Here is an 18625-nt window from a genome sequence, read left to right on the forward strand (position 1 = left end):
GCTATGTATATCCTGGTTCTTCTGAAGCGTACTATGGATTTTGAAAGTAAAGCCAATGCCCCAACTTCCACAGACAATATAGAGTTTGCTCAACAAACTACTAGCCGTAAGCCATTGCAATTGCTGCGAGATACCGAGGCTTTACTACGCCGCCCAACTGTAGCAACGCTATCGCCGATTTTACCACCAAAACTGAGCAATAAATTCCAAGCAACCTCATCTTTGGCAGATGACTCCTTTAAGGAATTGGCAGAAATTGACCTAGACACTATTAGTGATTTTGAACTGCGACCTGTACGAATTCGTGTTGGCTTAAGCTTTGTTGGTTTTGGGGCACTGATGATATTAGTGCTACTACTGTACTTAAACACATTGCATCCAGAACTAAGCACTGGTGAGCAGATTCGGCAATACTGGTATCAATATGTTTGGTTTGTTAGTTTGGGTGTTGCAGGGATGTTTATGTTGGGTCGGGAAGCGATGCGTCCTATGCCAAAGCGACGGAAATAATTCTTAAGCAGACAGGAGGCAGTCAATCTTAAGGAAGGTGTGTTATGTAGCGGTGCATTAGGTGCTTAAATTATCTTTTTCGTAACCTAAAATATCGAAGTATGCGCCTAACACACCCTACAGAAATTTTATTTTTGCTTGATAAATAAACTCTAAAATTTATTTGTTAAAAATTATGAATTTTAAATCAACCTTTTAATGAATAAATCATAATGTTCAGTGATTTATACTTAGCAATATGCTTGTATATAAGCAGCAGTTAGAAATTTTTATATATGAATTACGATGCTTTCATTGTTCCACCAGGTTCAAAGATTTCTCTGAAAAAAAATTATGACCCAGCTTATAAAACTGATTTCGATCAAAAAGCTGATGCTGCAAACAAATTGCAGACAGATATTGAGCGATTAGCGAATTACCAAAATATTCTCTATGCTCAAAACACATATTCCTTGCTGATTATTTTTCAGGCAATGGATGCTGCTGGTAAAGATAGCACAATTAAACACGTGACCTCTGGGGTGAATCCGCAAGGTTTTCAGGTGTTTAGTTTCAAGGCCCCCAGTGCGGAAGAATTAGATCATGACTACCTGTGGCGAACAATGAAGGCTTTGCCAGAAAGAGGTCGAATTGGGATATTCAACCGCTCATATTATGAAGAGACGCTAGTTGTTCGCGTTCATCCAGAAATGTTGAGAAAGCAACAACTTCCTTATTTTCCTAATGGAAATAAGATATGGAAGCAACGCTTTGAAGAAATTAATAATTTTGAAAAATATTTAGTAGACAATGGTGTGATTGTTCTGAAGTTCTTTCTTAATGTTTCTAAATCTGAGCAGAAAAAACGCTTTTTAGAACGAATCGAATATCCCGAAAAAAATTGGAAGTTTTCAGATAGCGATGTCAAAGAAAGAGCTTTTTGGGATGATTATATGAATGCTTATGAAGAAGTTTTTAATAAAACTAGTACAAAATCTGCCCCTTGGTATATTATTCCTGCCGATCGCAAATGGTTTACACGTCTGGTAGTCGCCAACATAATCTGCACAAAACTAGAAGAACTCAATCTGCAATACCCGATAGTTAGCGACGAACATAGACAACAACTTTTGGAGGCAAAACGCATTTTAGAGCAAGAAGATGAACAGACAAGCTTAACAGATAAAGGCAAAAAAAAGTAAATTAGTTCAAATATACTGTATAATTTATGTAAAGCAAAGATGAGCAATCGTAAATTTATTAATGCTCTCTGTAACTAATAAGTTTGGTTGGTACTGACAGCCGAAAAATCATGATTCAGATGGCAGAAGATGCCAAGAATAATCCACCCCACTTTACTAATGCTGGCTTTGATATTGTGGCGATCGCAGCGTCAGCAGGTGGTCTGACTGCTCAAATTAAAGTGCTATCGACTCTACCCGCAGAATTTCCAGCCGCGATCGCTATTGTGCAACACATTTCTCCTGAACATCCGTCATTCATGGCAGAAATTCTCAGTCGGCGCACGGATATTACCGTCAAGCAGGCACAGGAAGGAGATGACCTCAGTCCAGGAACGGCTTACATTGCTCCACCCAATCGGCACTTATTGGTTAACGATGACGGCACACTTTCCTTATCACAGTCGAAATTAGTACATTTTTTACGTCCTTCGGCTGACTTATTATTTGAATCGGTTGCAGCCACTTACAAAGAAAGAGCGATCGCCATCGTGTTAACTGGAACGGGTAGCGACGGCGCGATGGGAGTAGAAGCAATCAAAAAAATGGGCGGTACTGTCATTGTCCAAGATTTAAAAACCGCCGAATTTTCCGGGATGCCCTCAGCTGCAATTCAAACAGGCAACGTAGATTTTATTCTCCCCCTAGATGAAATCTCCAGGGTTTTGGTGAGTTTAGTCATGGGAAAATGTAACTAAGCTAAGAATTAGGGGGCAGAGGAAATATATTTTGAAAATTAATAAAGCTTAGAACTCCTTTAATGAGTCTTTGATACTCGTAGACAAGTATAAAAACTTTAATCTTATGCCCCCTATCCCCTACGCCCAACCTTATGACTTCCGCAGACAGAGATCCCAAATTTGAAAATCTACTGATTTATCTCAGACAAAGCCGGGGATTTGATTTTACAGGCTATAAGCGCTCGACTTTGATGCGTCGAGTCTGCAAGCGGATGCAGTCATTGACTATAGAAAACTTTGAAGAGTATTTGGACTATCTAGAAGTTTATCCAGAAGAATTCAATTATCTTTTCAACACTATCTTAATTAACGTCACCGCTTTTTTTCGAGATTCATCAGCTTGGGAATACCTAGCAGAGAAAATACTGCCTAATCTGATTAGTAATAAAAAAACTTCTGACCAAATACGTATCTGGAGTGCTGGCTGTGCTTCTGGAGAAGAAGCTTACACTTTAGCAATGTTGATGGCTGAAATATTGGGAGCAGAGGAATTTCGCCAACGGGTGAAAATCTACGCCACTGATGTAGATGAAGAGGCTCTCAACCAAGCTCGTCAAGCTACGTATTCAGCAAAAGATGTCCAGGCAGTATCAGATGAACTGCGGCAGAAATACTTTGAGATTGTCGGTAATCGCTATGTCTTCCGTCAAGACTTGCGCCGCTCAGTGATTTTTGGTCGTCACGATCTGCTTCAAGATGCGCCCATTTCGCGCTTAGATTTGCTGGTTAGTCGCAATACATTAATGTATTTTAATTCGGAGACTCAAGGGCGAATTCTAGCCCGATTTCATTTTGCACTTAACGATAATGGCTATCTATTTTTAGGGAAAGCAGAGATGCTATTGATGCATTCTAGTCTGTTTACCCCAATAGATTTAAAAAACCGGATATTTAGTAAAGTATCGTCGGTAAGTATACGCGATCGCCTCTTAGTTATGGCAAATACAGTAGATGACGAATCTAGCAGCCGTGTGTCTCGACATTTGCGGCTGCGAGATATGGGTTTCGACACATCACCAATCGCTCAAATAGTCATTGATATCAATGGCACTCTGGTAATGGTGAATGAGCAGGCACGGACTTTGTTTGCCCTTTCTCCCAAAGATTTAGCTCGTCCTTTCCAGGATCTAGAACTTTCCTATCGACCGATTGAATTGCGATCGCTAATTGAACGGGCTTATACTGAACGCCGCCCAATTACCCTAACAAATGTAGAGCGCTATTTGTCTAACACAGAAACTCAATATCTGGATGTGCGAATTACGCCTTTGCAAGAAACAGATACCAGTTTTTTAGGTGTTAGCATCTCCTTTCATAATGTCACTCGTTATATTAAACTCCAAGATGCTCTGCAACGCTCGCAACAGGAATTAGAAACTACCAACGAAGAACTCCAATCCACCAATGAAGAATTAGAAACTACCAACGAAGAACTCCAATCCACCAATGAAGAATTAGAAACTACCAACGAAGAACTCCAATCCACCAATGAAGAATTGGAGACGATGAATGAAGAACTCCAATCTACTAATGAAGAATTACAGACAATTAATAACGAACTAAGCCAGCGCACCACAGAACTTAATCACGCAAATATTTTCCTAATCTCTATTCTCAGAAGTCTGCAAACTGGAATAGTGGTAATTGACGGCAGCTTTAATATCTCAATTTGGAATTATATGGTAGAGGATTTATGGGGGCTGCGAACTGATGAAGTTCTAGGAAAGTCTATCTTCAGCCTAGATATTGGACTACCTGTTGAGCAGTTGCGATCGCCCATCCGCGATTCTTTGTCTGGTAAAAAACAATTTCAAGAAATGATCTTTGATGCTACTAATCGTCGAGGTAGGCAAATAAAATGTTACCTGGCAATCACCCCGTTGCTTGGTATGGATATACAGGGAGCAGTTTTGATGATGGCAGATGTAGAGAGAGTCCATAGTATGATTTCTAGTCAAGATATGGAGGAACGGCGGCAACAGGAATAATTTACAGCAGTTTTCCTTTGCAAAAAGTACAAAGAAAGCTACAAATTTTGATGTAGTTATTGCTGGAGTTAGAAACTCTTTATTTATAATTTTCAGCTTTGAATTTTGTACCTAATTTACTAGTCACACTGAAAAAATATAGAGAATTAGTACTATGGCAATCTCAGAATTTAGATTCAATTTTTTGGCTCAACCAATCGCAAAAACTAGCATGATAGAGACTATAATAGATTTCTGTTGCTATTGAATCTAAATGTAAAAATTCTCGCCACTCGTCTAAAATTACCTTGATTTCATATTCATCTATATCTAATCTTTCTGCGATCGCTTCTATTGAAGTTGATTGCTCTTGAACTAAGATATTTAACACCAGTAAACCCATTCTTTGCTGTTTACTGGTGACTAAGTTTATCTTGTCTAAATGAGTTTGGTAATAAATTTGTAAGTTTTCGGGATAAATATCCTCATTAATAGCTGCTAAGATTTCACTAACATACATAAAGTTAGTCTCGCCATCATCAAAACCTTTCTCTGCCAATTTTAGCGAAACATCTTTTGTATTCTTATCTTCGCTAAATCTACGTTCAGAATGAGATAATTTATTTAAATGATTTTTAATATATTCTTGGATATCAGCGCGATTTTTTTCTTGGTAATTTGATAAATCTAAATATTGGGCTGGAGTTTCAATTAACAAGCCTGATTTATCTGTCAGAAATGGACGACGAGCAAGGATAAAATAAACTTTTTCTGGCAGATAACGTGGTAAATAGAATATATTTGAGCCACGTGGTTGATTGTTGATATCAATCCTATCACAGCCATCAATTGTAATAATTAACCGTTGATCGGGATGCAATCTATCGCTGATTTTTTGTAGTAATAATGATAAAAAGCCACTGCCTTCTGTGGTAAAATCAGGAAAGTTAGCTATAATATTTGTGCTACCTTGATTTTTGGCAATTTCTATTAATTGAGTGCAAATACTTGTAAAAAATTCTTCAACGTGATTTTTACCTGCAATTTCTACATTGTAATAGACAATACCAGAATTCTGGCTGACATAATGAGCAATAATGGCACTTTTACCAATACCAGGATCGCCGATAATAGTAAAGTAGCCACGATCGTATTGATTGATAAAATTTTTAATAGCAGAAAAAACAAATTCACGACCGATGAAATTATGATTTTTGGCGTTGATAAATTGCTCAAATTCGGCAGTATATTTAGGGATATTATTCATTTTTTAACCCCCTTCCAAATGCAGAAAATGGACCCGACCTGAATGTTCCCCGATGAGAAATGTTAATCCATCTGGAGAAACTGTACAGCAATATATAGAACTTTCACCCGTAAAAGTAGAGATTACCTTCCCTGTCTCTAAATCCCACAGTTTCAGGGTGGTGTCAGTAGAACTAGAAACGGCTTTTTGACCATCTGGGGTGATGGCTACTGCTGTTACCGAATCTTTATGACCGCTTAGGGTAGAGATTGCCTTTTCTGTCTGCAAATCCCATAATTTCAAGGTGGTGTCAGCAGAACCAGAAACAGCTTTTTTTCCATCTGGAGTTATGGCTACTGCTGTTACCGAATCTTTATGACCGCTTAGGGTAGAAATTGCCTTTCCCGTCTGCAAATCCCATAATTTCAAGGTGGTGTCAGCAGAACCAGAAACAGCTTTTTTTCCATCTGGAGTTATGGCTACTGCTGTTACCGAGTCTTTATGACCGCTTAGGGTAGAGATTACATTTCCTGTTTGCAAATCCCATAACTTCAAGGTGGTGTCAGCAGAACCAGAAACAGCTGTTTGTCTGTCTGGAATAATAGCTACTGCATTTACCGAGTCAGTATGACCTCTGAGGGTAGAGATTGCTTTTCCTGTCTCCAAATCCCACAGTTTTAGGTTGGTGTCACTTGAAGCAGAAACGGCTTTTTGACCATCTGGAGTAATGGCTACTGCATTTATCGAGTCTTTATGACCTGTAAGTGTAGAGATTTGCCATCCCGTCTTCAAATTCCACAGTTTTAGGTTATTAGAAACAGAAACAGCTTTTTTTCCATCTGGGGTAATGGCTACTGCATTAACTAAACCTCTATGACCTCTCAAGGTAAAGGTTTCTCTTCTTGTCTCCACATTCCATAGTTTCAGAGTCCAAAGCTTTAGAGTCCACAGTTTCAGGGTGTTGTCACTAGAAGCAGAAACTGCTGTTTGACCATCTGGGGTAATGGCTACTGAATTTATTGAGTTGTTATGACCTGTGAGGGTAGAGATTTCCTTTCCCGTCTTCAAACTCCACAGTTTCAGGTTATTAGAAACAGAAATGATTGTTTGACCATCTGGGGTAATGGCTACTGCATTTACTGAGGCTTGATGACCGCTTAGGGTAAAGGTTTCCTTTCCCGTCTGTAAATCCCATACCTTTAGGGTGTTGTCATCAGAAGTAGAAACAGCTGTTTGACCATCTGAGGTTATGGCTACTACATTTACCGAAGCTTTATGACCAGTCAGGGTACGTAGTAAGTTTCCTCCCGGAGTAGTTAAGGTGGCTGTGATGGGGTAAAAGCGAGGATTTTCACTTTTACTTTGAACTGCATCTACCAATATTTTCTGAATTTCTGGTTCAGGAAAACTTTGCAATCTACCCCATAATTGCCCTACTAATTGATTTGGATCTTGATTTAAAATATGGGCTGATAACTGTAGGGTACGTTCAATTAATTTCAGGGTTTTGACTTGCCCATAATCTACTCTTTCGTCTTCCTCTAGCCTATCTAATATCTCTGGATCATCAATCAAATAATAATCCCTAATTAGGGTTTCTACTCCAAATTGAGGATATTGGATTTTTAGAGAAATAAAATCAAAATCCGTGAGGGTTTCATAATATTTTTTTGAGTTACCTACTTTTAATTGTTGCTCAGGAAATTGACCTAAAAACAAATTTTGAAACTCTGCTGATTTTGAGGCTAATTTAGCGGCAATTCCCCCCATTTTATGCCATCTCCTTAAGCATATAATTAGCCATACTTTTATTAACTTCTCTAAAGAGCTTTCGACCTTTACCTAGTTTGTCTTGAGATTTGAGAAATTCCAGAAAACTTCGATGATAAATACTATAGTAAGTTTTGTGTTCATCTACATTTACTTTCGGTGTTACATATTCAACCCACTCGTTTAATACCGATTTCACCTCATATTCTTCCTCATCAAGAATCTCGGTAATCATATTTATCGATATTGGTTCACCTCTTTCTACCAATATATAAAGTATTTTTACCTTTTTTTCATTGGATTCTTTATCCATCCCCATACGATTCCAATGAGTTGTATAATAGTCTTGAAGTCCTTGCGGTAATCCTTTTAAATTTAAATCATTGTATTTACCCTCAGAAATTCCGGGTAAGAGATAGCGTAAATATATAAAATTATTTTCACTCTTAACAGCTATTTCTTGAGTGAAACTATCTTCAGAAATATGGCGTTCATTAATCCAATTCTTCAGGTCTGAATCATTATTCAGATATAATTCAATATACTCTTTAACATCTTCTTGACTCAAAGCTGTATAATCACCTTGTGTTAAATCTAATTCATATACAGGAGTATCTGGAGACAAAGTTAAACGTTTTGTCTCTTGATTATAAAGTCTTCTAGTCAGTAAGAAATAGACTCCATTAGGAAGATTTTGTGGTAAATCTAAAAGATTACCATTTCCTTCTTGTTCTACTTCATCTAGTGCATCAACAACAATTACAAGTTTTTGTCCTTTTAGTTCTTCACTAGCTTTTTGCAGTAAAGTCCTTAAATCAGTGTTATCTGCATTTTGGAGAGAATAACGCTTAATTAATTGTTGACGAATACTAGCTAGAAACTTCTCTGGTTTGTTGCGTCCTTCTGCAAAAATATTAAAATAACAAGGAAATTTATAAGCTAGAACATATTTAGCAGCAATGGCACTTTTACCCATCCCTGCATCCCCAACTATACTAAAATAACCTTTGGCTTGAGTTGTAAAAAATTTTTGGATAGCCTTAAAAACAAAATCACGTCCGCAAAATAAGCGAGTTTTTTCAAAGATTAATGCTTTAAATTCTTTGGAATAAACATCTAAGTTCCAATCTGGATAGGGCTGATATTTTGAGGATTTTGTTTGTTTGGCAACTGCAATAAAAGCTTCACCAAATTCTTCTATTTCAGCCAAAAAATTTATTTTAGCATTGATTAACTGCATTTTTAATTCGCTGTTTTGATTAAGAAGCTTTTTTGCATTTTCTACGAACTTAAAGGGAGTATTAGAACTGTAAGCATCCCAAAAACAACCTTTAATTTCTTTTTCTCTAAACAGGTTTAAAATTGCTTCATGCTTAAATACACCATATCGGATCAAAGCATAAATATAGACAGTATCAATATCATCAGAAATTTGGGTAGGATTGAGTTTTAATTCGTGCAGAATGTTAATAACAGCTTCGTTTTTTTGAGCTTGTTTAATGATTAGTTGACTAGCTTGAGGGGCATATTTACTAATTACTGAAGTAATGGCAGCAAATTCTATCATTTTTATTCCCGAAAATTTACTATTTTGCTGATGAGTAGTATTACAAATCTTACACAGTAGGTAATACTGGGTAATATTAATGGCGCATCTGCCAAAACTTGCTTGTGCTGCTAGAGCTATAGCTTCCGTGGGCAAAGCCTACGCACAAGATTGTAATTGTGATGCTGATACTAAGCGTTATTTTTAACACATACTGCGTAGGGGCGTACAGCTAGCTGTGCGCCCCTACTATAAACAAATTGCTCCATCCACGATTAAAATCAATTTGCTAAGGTACTCAGCTAAATTAAAATTCTGGAGTTTTGTGACTCTGTGCTTACTCAGTTACCGACTATCAACGTCCTAAAACAGCCCACTAGCTCTGCTTGGGTTGAACAAGCGATCGCTAACCTAGACATCATCTTACTCGACCACTCCCACTGTGAACGCAAAGCAGCAGGTGTGGCCTTGAACATGATGTTTCGCTACCCTTCCAATACTAAAATGGTGCGGGAACTAACTGCGATCGCCCGCGAGGAACTAGAACACTTTGAGCTAGTTAACCAATGGTTAGAACGCCGGAATATTTCCTTAGCTCCCTTACCACCGCCTCCCTACGGCGCAGGTTTAAAGGCTCAAGTCCGCCCCAAAGAACCTGAGCGATTTCTGGATTCCTTACTAGTCACTGGTTTAATTGAAGCTCGTTCTCACGAACGTCTGGGACTATTAGCTGCTCACTGTCCAGAGCCAGAGTTAGCAAAATTTTATCGTGGGCTAATGGCATCTGAAGCGCGTCACTACGGTATATATTGGGTTTTAGCTGCTACTTATTTCGACAGAGAAATTGTCATGCAACGGCTTGATGAATTAGCAATTGTCGAAAGCGAGTTGCTGGCGACTTTGCACCCAGAACCTAGAATTCACAGTTAGTAGACTAAGGCAACAGATATGAAGCTTCAGCTAACACACCTGAGACTACTTGTCTCCAACTACAAAGATTCTTTTCTGTTCTACCGGGATCTGCTGAAATTTGATGTCGATTGGGGCGATGAAGAGAGCGGATATGCTGAGTTGAATACCGGATATCTCAAGTTGGGTTTGTTCAAAAAAGAATTAATGGCTGAAGTAGTTCCAAGAATTGAACAGCCTTCATACATTGTCAATCGAGATAAAACGGTCTTAATTTTTGCAGTCGATAATCTGGATGAAGTTTATGAGCAAGTAAAAAATCATAATGCGATCGTTGTGACTGAACCACAAGATCGCCCAGACTGGGGAATTCGCACCGCTCATTTTCGCGATCCTGATGGCAATCTCATCGAAATTTACAGCAATCTCGGAATTGTCAGTTAAAAGTTTGCTGCAACACAATTATCCAATATCTGAACTACAAACTTAGCTCTAACAGCAACGGTATTACATAATAAATAGGGGACATATTTGCGATACGTCCCCCTACAATTATTAGGACTTTCTAGCCTGAAAAATTTCTTAGTCATTCAAGCTAGAATAATATTTAATTACAGTTCTAATCGCACGATACTTGATTGATTTAGTTGCTTGGAGTAACGCATCCTAGAAGGTCGGGCTTACTAGCTTATAAGCCTACTTCTTTCCAGGGGGGAAGTGCAGGGCTAGCAATTGACCACCTTCAACTAATTCGCCGCTAATCGGATAATGAGCTTGTACATCCAGCAGGAACCAGCCTTCACCTAGGATATCTGACGCATCTATAATCCCAGAGGATTCTTCGTCCTGAGTTAGGAATGCTGGTGCCCCTGGAGCAAAGCGATTCAGATCATGCTGTGCTATCTGGGTGAATTGATCTCTTGCAATATCATAGCGCCAGAGCTTCGCTACATAACCTTGATTACCAGGATCTTCTTGAATGAAGATTTGTCCACGCTTATTGATAGTCAGGTTATCCATCATCTGCTGACCTTCAGTACCATCGAGCAACAGTTCGATAGTTCCCCCCTTGTTTGGGTCTGTAATATCGTCGAAAGTCAAGCGCCAGAGTCGGCTACGGCCAATCTGTGTCCCAGTACCAGCAGACACTTGATCAAAGCGATCCGTTGTGACGAAATAATATTGATTTGGATTGAGAGGATCCCAAGCACCATCTTCCGGACGGGAGAAGGTGGTTGATGCTGTGCTGTTGAGGGTAAAGCGGGTGCCGTTGGTGATGTTGGTCGCACGGGTGGTGGTGTTGGTAATTTCCACAGCGTTACCCACGACATTTACGAACTTGAGGGTGCCATTTGTTAGACCAGCTTTGTCAATTTCACTGCCGATGTTGGTCTTTGTTCCAACATAAACAGCAAGCGCACCATTCATAATATTTAAGCCACCATCGTTGTTGCCGATCACGATTGTCTTATCTTGAGGGAAGGGATTGGCGAGAGCATTTTCCCAAGCACCAACGCCTGTGAGACCAGAGCCATTGGTGCTGAGATTGAACTTGCCAAGAACGTAGGTGCTTCCTTTGTTAGAACCAGTGGCGATCGTGGCCAATTGATAGCCAGTAGCCCCCCCTTCTTCCCCGTGCATAAAAATACGTTCTTGAGAGCCAAGTCCAGTGGCAGGGTTGTAGAAAGCTGTAGGTGATGGGAGATCGCCAGAGCAAAAGCGATTAAAAGCAATTATACTTGCGCTATTATTAGACTGCTGGGTAATAGTATTCCATGTAAAAACTCTCTTGATCAAGTCTTCACCGCTCACAACAGTCAGGTCATCTTTGTGGATAGTCCATTGGGATACGAAGGCACCCTTAGCACCATGAGCACGAACAATTCCAGATGTATTGCCAAGCTCATGGTTCATCAACAGTGTAAACGTACCATCACCATTATCGAACGCGCCCAGACCATCAGGGATACCAACCATGCGGTACGGCGTACCGTCAGGCTTGTTATTAACTGAATCTCCTACCGTCAGGATAGCTTTAGTGACAACCCCGGGCACTGAGCGAACAATATAGGGGGACTGAGAGCTGCTTGGGCTAGTAATCGTATTAGCAATAGCAATACTGCCAACACTAGCGAGGACAAATCCTCCAGCTAAACACACTAAGTTCTTAATCGGGAGAGATGTTATACGCAATCGAGACTTAAACAAATTAACCTCCAAAAGCCTTAAAGAGAAGCCGAGTCTTATAAACAATAAATAGGGAAATACTGCTGATTACTAGCATCATTGCTAATGTTAATTCAGTAATTTTTACACACATCTATTAAGTAAGAAATATAAGTTTAAAAAGTTAAGAAAAGGTTATATTAAAATTAATTAAACAGAACTTTATACAAATTTTTATTGTTTCAACGCAATATCTATGAATGAAATCGATAATGAATAACAAGTTTACAAACTGAAGAATTTTTCTGTTAGAAAATACTGAAAAAACTAGATAATTAATGATTAATTCTTGATGCGTATAGTTTTCAGGATCTATTAACTAAAGCCCAGCATCACCTGCTATTTAAATACGTAAGTAATATTTGATACATAAATTAGCCAGCTTTTTCTAAGACTCTTGCAACTCTATTAGATAAAACTGCCTACTTTAGCCGACTCACAAAAGGAAGTGCGATCGCTTAGGCTATTGGGCATAAAGATAAAAATTTAAGTATAAAAATATGTTTAATGCCCTCAGCCCAATCACAAATGACTTAACAGGTTAAATTTCAAGACGTAAATTCTTTGCAATAGCAGGTACAACTGCTGTAGGCACTTTGATGGTGGTCCCGTAGGTGGTGAGTCAGGTCTGTTTATTGACACCTTGAGAGTACAGCTTGAAATGGACTCTGCCAGAATTGCTATTTGCTGGGTAAATTGGGATATAGAACCAGAAAATTTTCTGTGTAAACTTGACCAGCAAATGGTAATGAAAAACTATTATCAAGATTTTTTAATTCGTGATTGGGTGCAAAGCGATCGCACAAGAGCCGCCGAAGTCATCAGTTATGTATTATCAGAATACGGTCTCGGTTGGGAACCCAAGGGCGCTGACCGAGATGTGCTACGAGTTGAGGAATGTTATTTAGCTACTGGGGGAGAGTTTTGGGTAATTGAACACCAAAGCCAGTTAGTAGGAACTGGGGCATACTACCCCATACAGCGAGGTGAAAAAGCTGTAGAAATCCGCAAAATGTATCTTTTACCCAGCATCAGGGGTTTGGGATTAGGGAAATATTTGTTACAACAGCTAGAAGCAGCGATCGCAGAGCGTGGTTTTGAGCAAATTTGGATTGAAACCGCCAGTGTTTTGGTGGAAGCAGTCAAGCTGTATGAAAGCAACGGCTACACTCCAGCAACAGGAGTAGAAACAATACGCTGCGATCGCGTGTATTTTAAGTCACTGGTTAATGGTCATTAGTCATTGGTCATTGGTCATTAGCTAAGAACAAAGGACAAGTGACAAAGGACAAAGGACAAAGGACAATTCTAAATGCACACTTGGATTAAAAATCTCACAGGCTTACTCAATCTTTTTCTTCAATCCCATTGTCCACTATGCCAACGCGCAACTTCCCAAGAATTTTGTCACAACTGCACCAGACAACTGCAAAAATGTCAACGTAAAAACCCAATGTCTCTATGGAAAGAGCCAATACCAGTGTTTGGCTGGGGAGAGTATGGTGGCCCAGTGAAACGAGCGATCGCGGTGATGAAATACGAAAATCAACCCCAAATAGCTCGCCCTTTGGGTCAATGGTTAGGAGAAGCATGGTTATTAAATTCACCTAAGCGAGATAGCCAGCCTGTGGTGGTTCCCATTCCACTACACCCTAGCAAGCAAAAGCAACGTAAATATAATCAAGCTGCACTAATAGCACAAAGCTTCTGCGAAATAACTGGATTAAAATTGAAACTAAACGGTTTAGCCAGAGTCCGAGAAACTGAAGCGCAATTTGGTTTATCGGTATCTAAGCGAGAAAAAAACTTGGCTCAAGCTTTTGCTGTCGGACAAGAATTTCGCGATCGCCCCCCAAATGTTCCTGTGCTGTTAGTGGACGACATTTATACTACTGGTGCTACTGCCAGGTCTGCTGTGCAAACTCTTCGTCACTATGGAATAGTGGTCTTAGGATTAGTAGCAGTAGCCACTGCCGTTAAAGACGGATAAATCAAAAATTAATGAGCTAAATTGAACATATAAGCGCATAATCGACCGAATTACTCTATTTTTGTGGAAAAAATTGCTTGAAATGTATGAATAAAGTTTTTGCGGCGGGTTTAAAACAACTCATAATTATTCCTGCCACATTGCTGGCAATAGGCGTAAGTACAAGCGCAGCTTTTGCTCAAAATAAGTTGTATAGTCCAATTCCTTTATCTAACAGTACTGAACTTTCCGATAGCCTCTCAGATAAAGACATTCCCACAGGTCAAGGTGGTTTTGCTCGTGATTATACTGTGAAGTTACAAAAGGGCGATAATTTAGCAGTTGACCTGTCATCTGAAAATTTTGACAGCATAATTACACTGCTAGCACCTGATGGATCGACTCTGGCAGAAAATGATGATGGTCCCGATGGTAGTAGCAATTCCCTACTATTTACCCGCATCGTAGAGACAGGCAATTATGTGATTCGTGTCCGGTCTTTTGGGGAAACTGGGGTGGGGGCTTTTAAACTCAAGGTGACAAAGCTGCAACCGATTAAATGAAGTAGTCATTTGTCATTTGTCATTGGGGATGGGGCATTGGGCATGAAGCATTGATCAATAATTAATAGTTATTCTTCCCCTACTCCCCACTCCCCCATTGATTAAAAAACGGTCAATACGCACAGAAATAAGGCTTCAGTCCACTCGACGACTGCGCCGTAGGTATCTCCGGTGTGTCCGCCTAATTTGTGGTTGAACCATGCACCGGTTAAAGTGGCGATCGCACTTCCAGCAATTATCATTGCTAGTGCGAGAAATAATTGCTGTTTATCTATCAACACAAGTAAACCACTCAAACTCAAGAGCAATAACAATCCTGGTAACAAATCTTTGTAAGAACGAATGGCTTGTTTGTGAAATGCACCTTTGCCAGTTGGTTTTAAATAAGGATATCGTGCGATCGCTAACTGTTGTCCCCAACGTCCCCAGCCACAAGCAGCCATCAGCAATAAACAACGGTTTTCTGGCAAATCTGTTAAGGCTGTGATTTTGAGCAGCACTAAGGCGATCGCAGTCATTGCCCCAAATGCACCTGTAGCACTATCTACCATCACCTCCAGCCGCCGCTTTGGGTCGCCCACTGCCAAACCATCGGCAGTATCCATTGCCCCATCTAAGTGCAGTCCTCCGGTGATGCCAATCCAAATGCTTACTACCAAAGCACTACGAGTTAACACTGGCATCCCAAGATAATCGATCCCCGTATCCAGTAACCCTAAAATTCCCCCAATTATCAACCCTACATGCGAAGCAAGACGTGCCACTCCCTGAAAATCTAATCCATTCAAATACGGCAACGGAATACTCGTGTAAAATATAATACTAGCTGCCAGCTTTAACAGCAGCCTTTTCCACCACTGTTGCTGTTTCGTCATCGTAGTTACATTAATATTTGGCTAATTGCTGGATAATCATCATAATTTGACTACAAGTGAACATCAGTACACTTTAAAGCTTTAGATAAGATTTACTTCTGTTAGAGATTATCACTGAAAATTTTGTTATGCTGGTCTAAGTAGTAAATAAAAAGTTTTGAGTAATTTTTTATACAAAAAACAAATGATTCAGGAAATTAAAATTCCATCAGGAATCAAAATTTGTGTTTTGTATTCGTTAACTAAAAACTTCCTCCAAATTGTTAGACGATTGCCCCACAAAATTGATATTTTTTTAAATGTAGGGAGTAAACAAGCTATTCAATTATGACTGTTTAGCTCTGTTGTTGCTCTCCTTAGCTCAATCGCTATTTTCCTATGAGTCACCATCTACCCGACACCAGGATACCAGCTCCGTGCATTATTAACACGGGCATCATTGTGAATAAGCTCGACATCCGGCGATTGCTGGCAGATTTAGGTCGAGTCCACTACATCTACACCCAAGAAGATAAGGTACTGAGCGAGGGTGAAGGGGATGTGATGGAAGTTTTTGCTAATCCACAAAGGTCTACCTTAGTGGCTAATCATGCGCTATATTTGAATGTTTGTAGTTTTGATTACTTGGAACTCAAACAGTCATCGCAACAAGAAACTTACTTCGATTTGATGCAAGAAGGAGTGTGTCTGCGGTTGATTCCCCGCTCAACCCCCATACAAGAGCGACGAGAGCGAACCTTCAATGTCAGCGCCATAGAAGCGATGATGGAGCAAGTTCTCTCAGCCAGATGGGATGCAGAAATTGACGATGACTGTTCTGATTCTTTTTAAAATAGCGGCTACTATACCAATTTGATGTAAGGCTGGGCTTTATTGATGTAGGGGCAATTCATGAATTGCCCCTACATCGTATAGTTTTGCTTAAGTCCTAAAAGGCGCATCTTCAAAAATCTAAAATGGCATGAGTGCGAATTTTTCCTTTGAATGTCTTGCTTGCTGTAGTCAGACAAAAGCTAGAGCTGGAGTGTTTTTCACTCCTCACGGGGTTGTAGAAACCCCCAGATTTATGCCAGTGGGTACGCTGGCAAATGTCAAAACTATCACCCCAGCCCAGCTACGAGATACTGGGGCGCAAATGATTTTATCCAATACTTATCATCTTCACCTACAACCAGGTGAAGCGATCGTGGCTGGGGGTGGAGGATTACACAAGTTTATGGGTTGGAACGGCCCAATGCTCACAGATTCTGGTGGGTTTCAGGTGTTCAGTTTAAGTGAGATGCGAAAAATTACTGAAGAAGGTGTAACTTTCCGCTCACCACATGATGGACGAATCATTAACTTGACACCAGAACGCTCTATTGAGATTCAAAATACTTTAGGGGCAGATGTGATCATGGCCTTTGATGAGTGTCCGCCTTACCCAGCGACTCGCCAAGAGGTGGAAACTGCTACTGAACGGACTTATCGCTGGTTAGAACGCTGCATAACGGCTCATCAACGTAGTGAGCAGGCTTTGTTTGGGATTGTGCAAGGGGGCGTGTATTTGGATTTGCGTTGCCGTGCGGCGGAAACTTTGGCTAAGTTAGATTTGCCTGGATATGCCATTGGTGGCGTAAGTGTGGGAGAACCCCCAGAATTGATGGCTGAGATTGTAAAAGTGACAGCACCGCTTCTACCACCCGAAAAGCCGCGTTATTTGATGGGTGTGGGTACTTATCGGGAAATGGCGATCGCGATCGCATCTGGGATAGATTTATTTGATTGCGTAATTCCCACTCGCTGGGCGAGACATGGAACGGCAATAGTTCAGGGCGGACGGTGGAATTTAAAAAATGCTAAGTTTCGTGAAGATTTTACGCCATTAGATGAAACTTGTCCCTGCTACACGTGTCAAAATTTTAGCCGAGCTTATGTATCTCATTTGGTGCGATCTCAAGAAATTTTAGCTTATACGTTGTTGAGCATTCACAACATTACCGAGCTAATTCGCTTTACCCAAAAGATTAGAGAAGCAATATTGAGCGATCGCTTCACCACAGAATTTGGCCACTGGCTCAACGAAGAAAGTGGAGATGAAGAGTGGAGAATCGAAGAATAGGGTATTAATAACAAATGACCAATGACCAAACCATGTTAAGATATTTCTCAATTATGAAAGCTGTGTTGGATAGGTGGATTTAAACAAACATGGAAGCAGCACTTTTATTAGCAAAACTGCCTGAAGCTTACCAAATCTTCGATCCTTTGGTAGACGTTCTCCCAGTCATCCCTGTATTCTTCTTGTTACTTGCTTTCGTTTGGCAAGCAGCCGTGGGATTTAGGTAAGTTAATCTATTTTTCAATTGAGTAGGACAGGTAATATACCTGTTCTATTTTTTTGTGGAACTATGTTTGATAAAATTTACATTTATTAATATTTTGTAATGTTTTAATATAATAAACAAGATGTGAATCAAGCCATGTCAATATGAAGCCTTGAAAGCCAAGCTTAGAGTCAAGGAGGAATAAATTATGGGTAATATCAAATTCGTTAAAGAGAATAAAGAAGTAGTAGCGGCGGATGGTGCCAATCTCCGACTCAAAGCCATGCAAAATGACATTGATATATATACATTCATTGGCAAGATGACCAATTGCGGTGGTAATGGTCAATGTGGTACTTGCATTGTTGAAATAGTCGAAGGACTAGAAAATCTTTCCCCCCGCACAGACGTAGAAAATCGTAAATTCAAGAAAAAGCCTGAAAATTACCGCCTTGCGTGTCAAACTTTAGTGAATGGCTCAGTCAGCGTAGTTACGAAGCCTTAAGTTTTTTAGGATCATCCGTGGTTAGCATTTGAGAAAGTAAAAAGTTTGGGCTAACTCTGTCATTGATAATGGTATCCTAATGTTGTTGACTGGAAATTTAAGAGAGGCTTTCTTGCCATGCAAGTTAATGACCTGGGGTTCGTAGCGAGCATTTTGTTCGTATTAGTTCCCACTGTATTTTTACTCATTCTGTACATCCAAACTGCTAGCCGCCAAGGTGGAAAAGATAGTTAAGAATTTGTGTATAAAATAAATAACCCCTGCACTAGTAAT

The 18625-nt window shown here is 39.8% G+C and carries 19 protein-coding genes; 14 read left to right on the top strand and 5 right to left on the bottom strand.

The genetic code is table 11. From position 1 onward, the window contains the following. The first annotated feature begins 33 nt into the window (after positions 1–33). The 4 genes from NPUN_RS01350 (at position 34) to NPUN_RS01365 (ending at position 4458) form a co-directional block, all read left to right on the top strand. On the top strand, positions 34–510 hold the full coding sequence (locus tag NPUN_RS01350) for a hypothetical protein (RefSeq protein ID WP_041565119.1): 477 nt from the start codon (positions 34–36) through the stop codon (positions 508–510). Between the two features lie 275 nt (positions 511–785). Further along, positions 786–1691 (top strand): polyphosphate kinase 2 family protein, encoded by a 906-nt coding sequence (locus NPUN_RS01355; RefSeq protein WP_012407073.1) that lies wholly within the window; start codon positions 786–788, stop codon positions 1689–1691. 110 nt (positions 1692–1801) lie between these two features. Continuing rightward, positions 1802–2428 carry a chemotaxis protein CheB gene (locus NPUN_RS01360; RefSeq protein ID WP_012407074.1) on the top strand — a complete coding sequence of 209 codons (627 nt, stop codon included), beginning with the start codon at positions 1802–1804 and terminating at the stop codon, positions 2426–2428. 134 nt (positions 2429–2562) lie between these two features. Beyond that, complete coding sequence (locus NPUN_RS01365; protein ID WP_012407075.1) at positions 2563–4458, top strand: CheR family methyltransferase; 1896 nt, start codon at positions 2563–2565, stop codon at positions 4456–4458. Positions 4459–4621: 163 nt separating this feature from the next. On the opposite strand, the gene NPUN_RS01370 is transcribed toward NPUN_RS01365, so the two are convergent. The 3 genes from NPUN_RS01370 to NPUN_RS01380 are packed head-to-tail and all read right to left on the bottom strand — an operon-like array spanning position 4622 to position 9020. Then, on the bottom strand, positions 4622–5704 hold the full coding sequence (locus NPUN_RS01370; protein WP_012407076.1) for an ATP-binding protein: 1083 nt from the start codon (positions 5702–5704) through the stop codon (positions 4622–4624). Between the two features lie 3 nt (positions 5705–5707). Continuing rightward, positions 5708–7453 carry a WD40 repeat domain-containing protein gene (locus tag NPUN_RS01375; RefSeq protein ID WP_012407077.1) on the bottom strand — a complete coding sequence of 582 codons (1746 nt, stop codon included), beginning with the start codon at positions 7451–7453 and terminating at the stop codon, positions 5708–5710. Between the two features lies 1 nt (position 7454). After that, a complete protein-coding gene (locus tag NPUN_RS01380) occupies positions 7455–9020 on the bottom strand; it encodes an AAA family ATPase (RefSeq protein ID WP_012407078.1) in 1566 nt (521 codons plus the stop codon). Between the two features lie 312 nt (positions 9021–9332). Between NPUN_RS01380 and NPUN_RS01385 the strand changes: the two genes are divergently transcribed. Both NPUN_RS01385 and NPUN_RS01390 read left to right on the top strand, forming a co-directional pair. Further along, positions 9333–9929: a MiaE family protein gene (locus NPUN_RS01385; RefSeq protein WP_012407079.1), complete on the top strand. Its 597-nt coding sequence runs from the start codon at positions 9333–9335 to the stop codon at positions 9927–9929. Between the two features lie 18 nt (positions 9930–9947). Then, positions 9948–10352: a VOC family protein gene (locus NPUN_RS01390; protein ID WP_012407080.1), complete on the top strand. Its 405-nt coding sequence runs from the start codon at positions 9948–9950 to the stop codon at positions 10350–10352. Between the two features lie 252 nt (positions 10353–10604). On the opposite strand, the gene NPUN_RS01395 is transcribed toward NPUN_RS01390, so the two are convergent. Further along, positions 10605–12116, bottom strand: a complete 1512-nt coding sequence (locus NPUN_RS01395) for a CHU large protein (protein WP_012407081.1) — start codon at positions 12114–12116, stop codon at positions 10605–10607. 766 nt (positions 12117–12882) lie between these two features. Between NPUN_RS01395 and NPUN_RS01400 the strand changes: the two genes are divergently transcribed. The 3 genes from NPUN_RS01400 (at position 12883) to NPUN_RS01410 (ending at position 14666) form a co-directional block, all read left to right on the top strand. Continuing rightward, positions 12883–13374, top strand: a complete 492-nt coding sequence (locus tag NPUN_RS01400) for a GNAT family N-acetyltransferase (RefSeq protein WP_041565837.1) — start codon at positions 12883–12885, stop codon at positions 13372–13374. 72 nt (positions 13375–13446) lie between these two features. Beyond that, complete coding sequence (locus NPUN_RS01405; protein WP_012407083.1) at positions 13447–14124, top strand: ComF family protein; 678 nt, start codon at positions 13447–13449, stop codon at positions 14122–14124. An 86-nt stretch (positions 14125–14210) separates the two neighbouring features. After that, positions 14211–14666: a PPC domain-containing protein gene (locus tag NPUN_RS01410; protein ID WP_012407084.1), complete on the top strand. Its 456-nt coding sequence runs from the start codon at positions 14211–14213 to the stop codon at positions 14664–14666. 101 nt (positions 14667–14767) lie between these two features. Here NPUN_RS01410 and cobS read toward each other — a convergent pair whose 3' ends face one another. Next, on the bottom strand, positions 14768–15541 hold the full coding sequence (gene cobS / locus NPUN_RS01415) for an adenosylcobinamide-GDP ribazoletransferase (RefSeq protein WP_012407085.1): 774 nt from the start codon (positions 15539–15541) through the stop codon (positions 14768–14770). A gap of 378 nt (positions 15542–15919) precedes the next feature. Here cobS and NPUN_RS01420 point away from each other — a divergent pair, with 378 nt between their 5' ends. From NPUN_RS01420 to psbM, 5 genes are all read left to right on the top strand, one after another. After that, positions 15920–16372: a hypothetical protein gene (locus tag NPUN_RS01420; protein ID WP_012407086.1), complete on the top strand. Its 453-nt coding sequence runs from the start codon at positions 15920–15922 to the stop codon at positions 16370–16372. Between the two features lie 130 nt (positions 16373–16502). Then, positions 16503–17642, top strand: coding sequence for a tRNA guanosine(34) transglycosylase Tgt (gene tgt, locus NPUN_RS01425; protein WP_012407087.1), 1140 nt, complete (start codon positions 16503–16505; stop codon positions 17640–17642). 89 nt (positions 17643–17731) lie between these two features. Next, complete coding sequence (locus NPUN_RS38200; RefSeq protein WP_006195022.1) at positions 17732–17869, top strand: photosystem II reaction center protein K; 138 nt, start codon at positions 17732–17734, stop codon at positions 17867–17869. A gap of 186 nt (positions 17870–18055) precedes the next feature. Continuing rightward, a complete protein-coding gene (locus tag NPUN_RS01430) occupies positions 18056–18352 on the top strand; it encodes a 2Fe-2S iron-sulfur cluster-binding protein (RefSeq protein WP_012407088.1) in 297 nt (98 codons plus the stop codon). A gap of 117 nt (positions 18353–18469) precedes the next feature. Further along, the gene (gene psbM, locus NPUN_RS38490; protein ID WP_012407089.1) at positions 18470–18586 is read left to right on the top strand and encodes a photosystem II reaction center protein PsbM; all 117 of its coding nucleotides are present in this window, start codon (positions 18470–18472) and stop codon (positions 18584–18586) included. Positions 18587–18625 lie beyond the last annotated feature (39 nt).

It is taken from the genome of Nostoc punctiforme PCC 73102 (genome assembly GCF_000020025.1).
GTDB lineage: Bacteria > Cyanobacteriota > Cyanobacteriia > Cyanobacteriales > Nostocaceae > Nostoc > Nostoc punctiforme.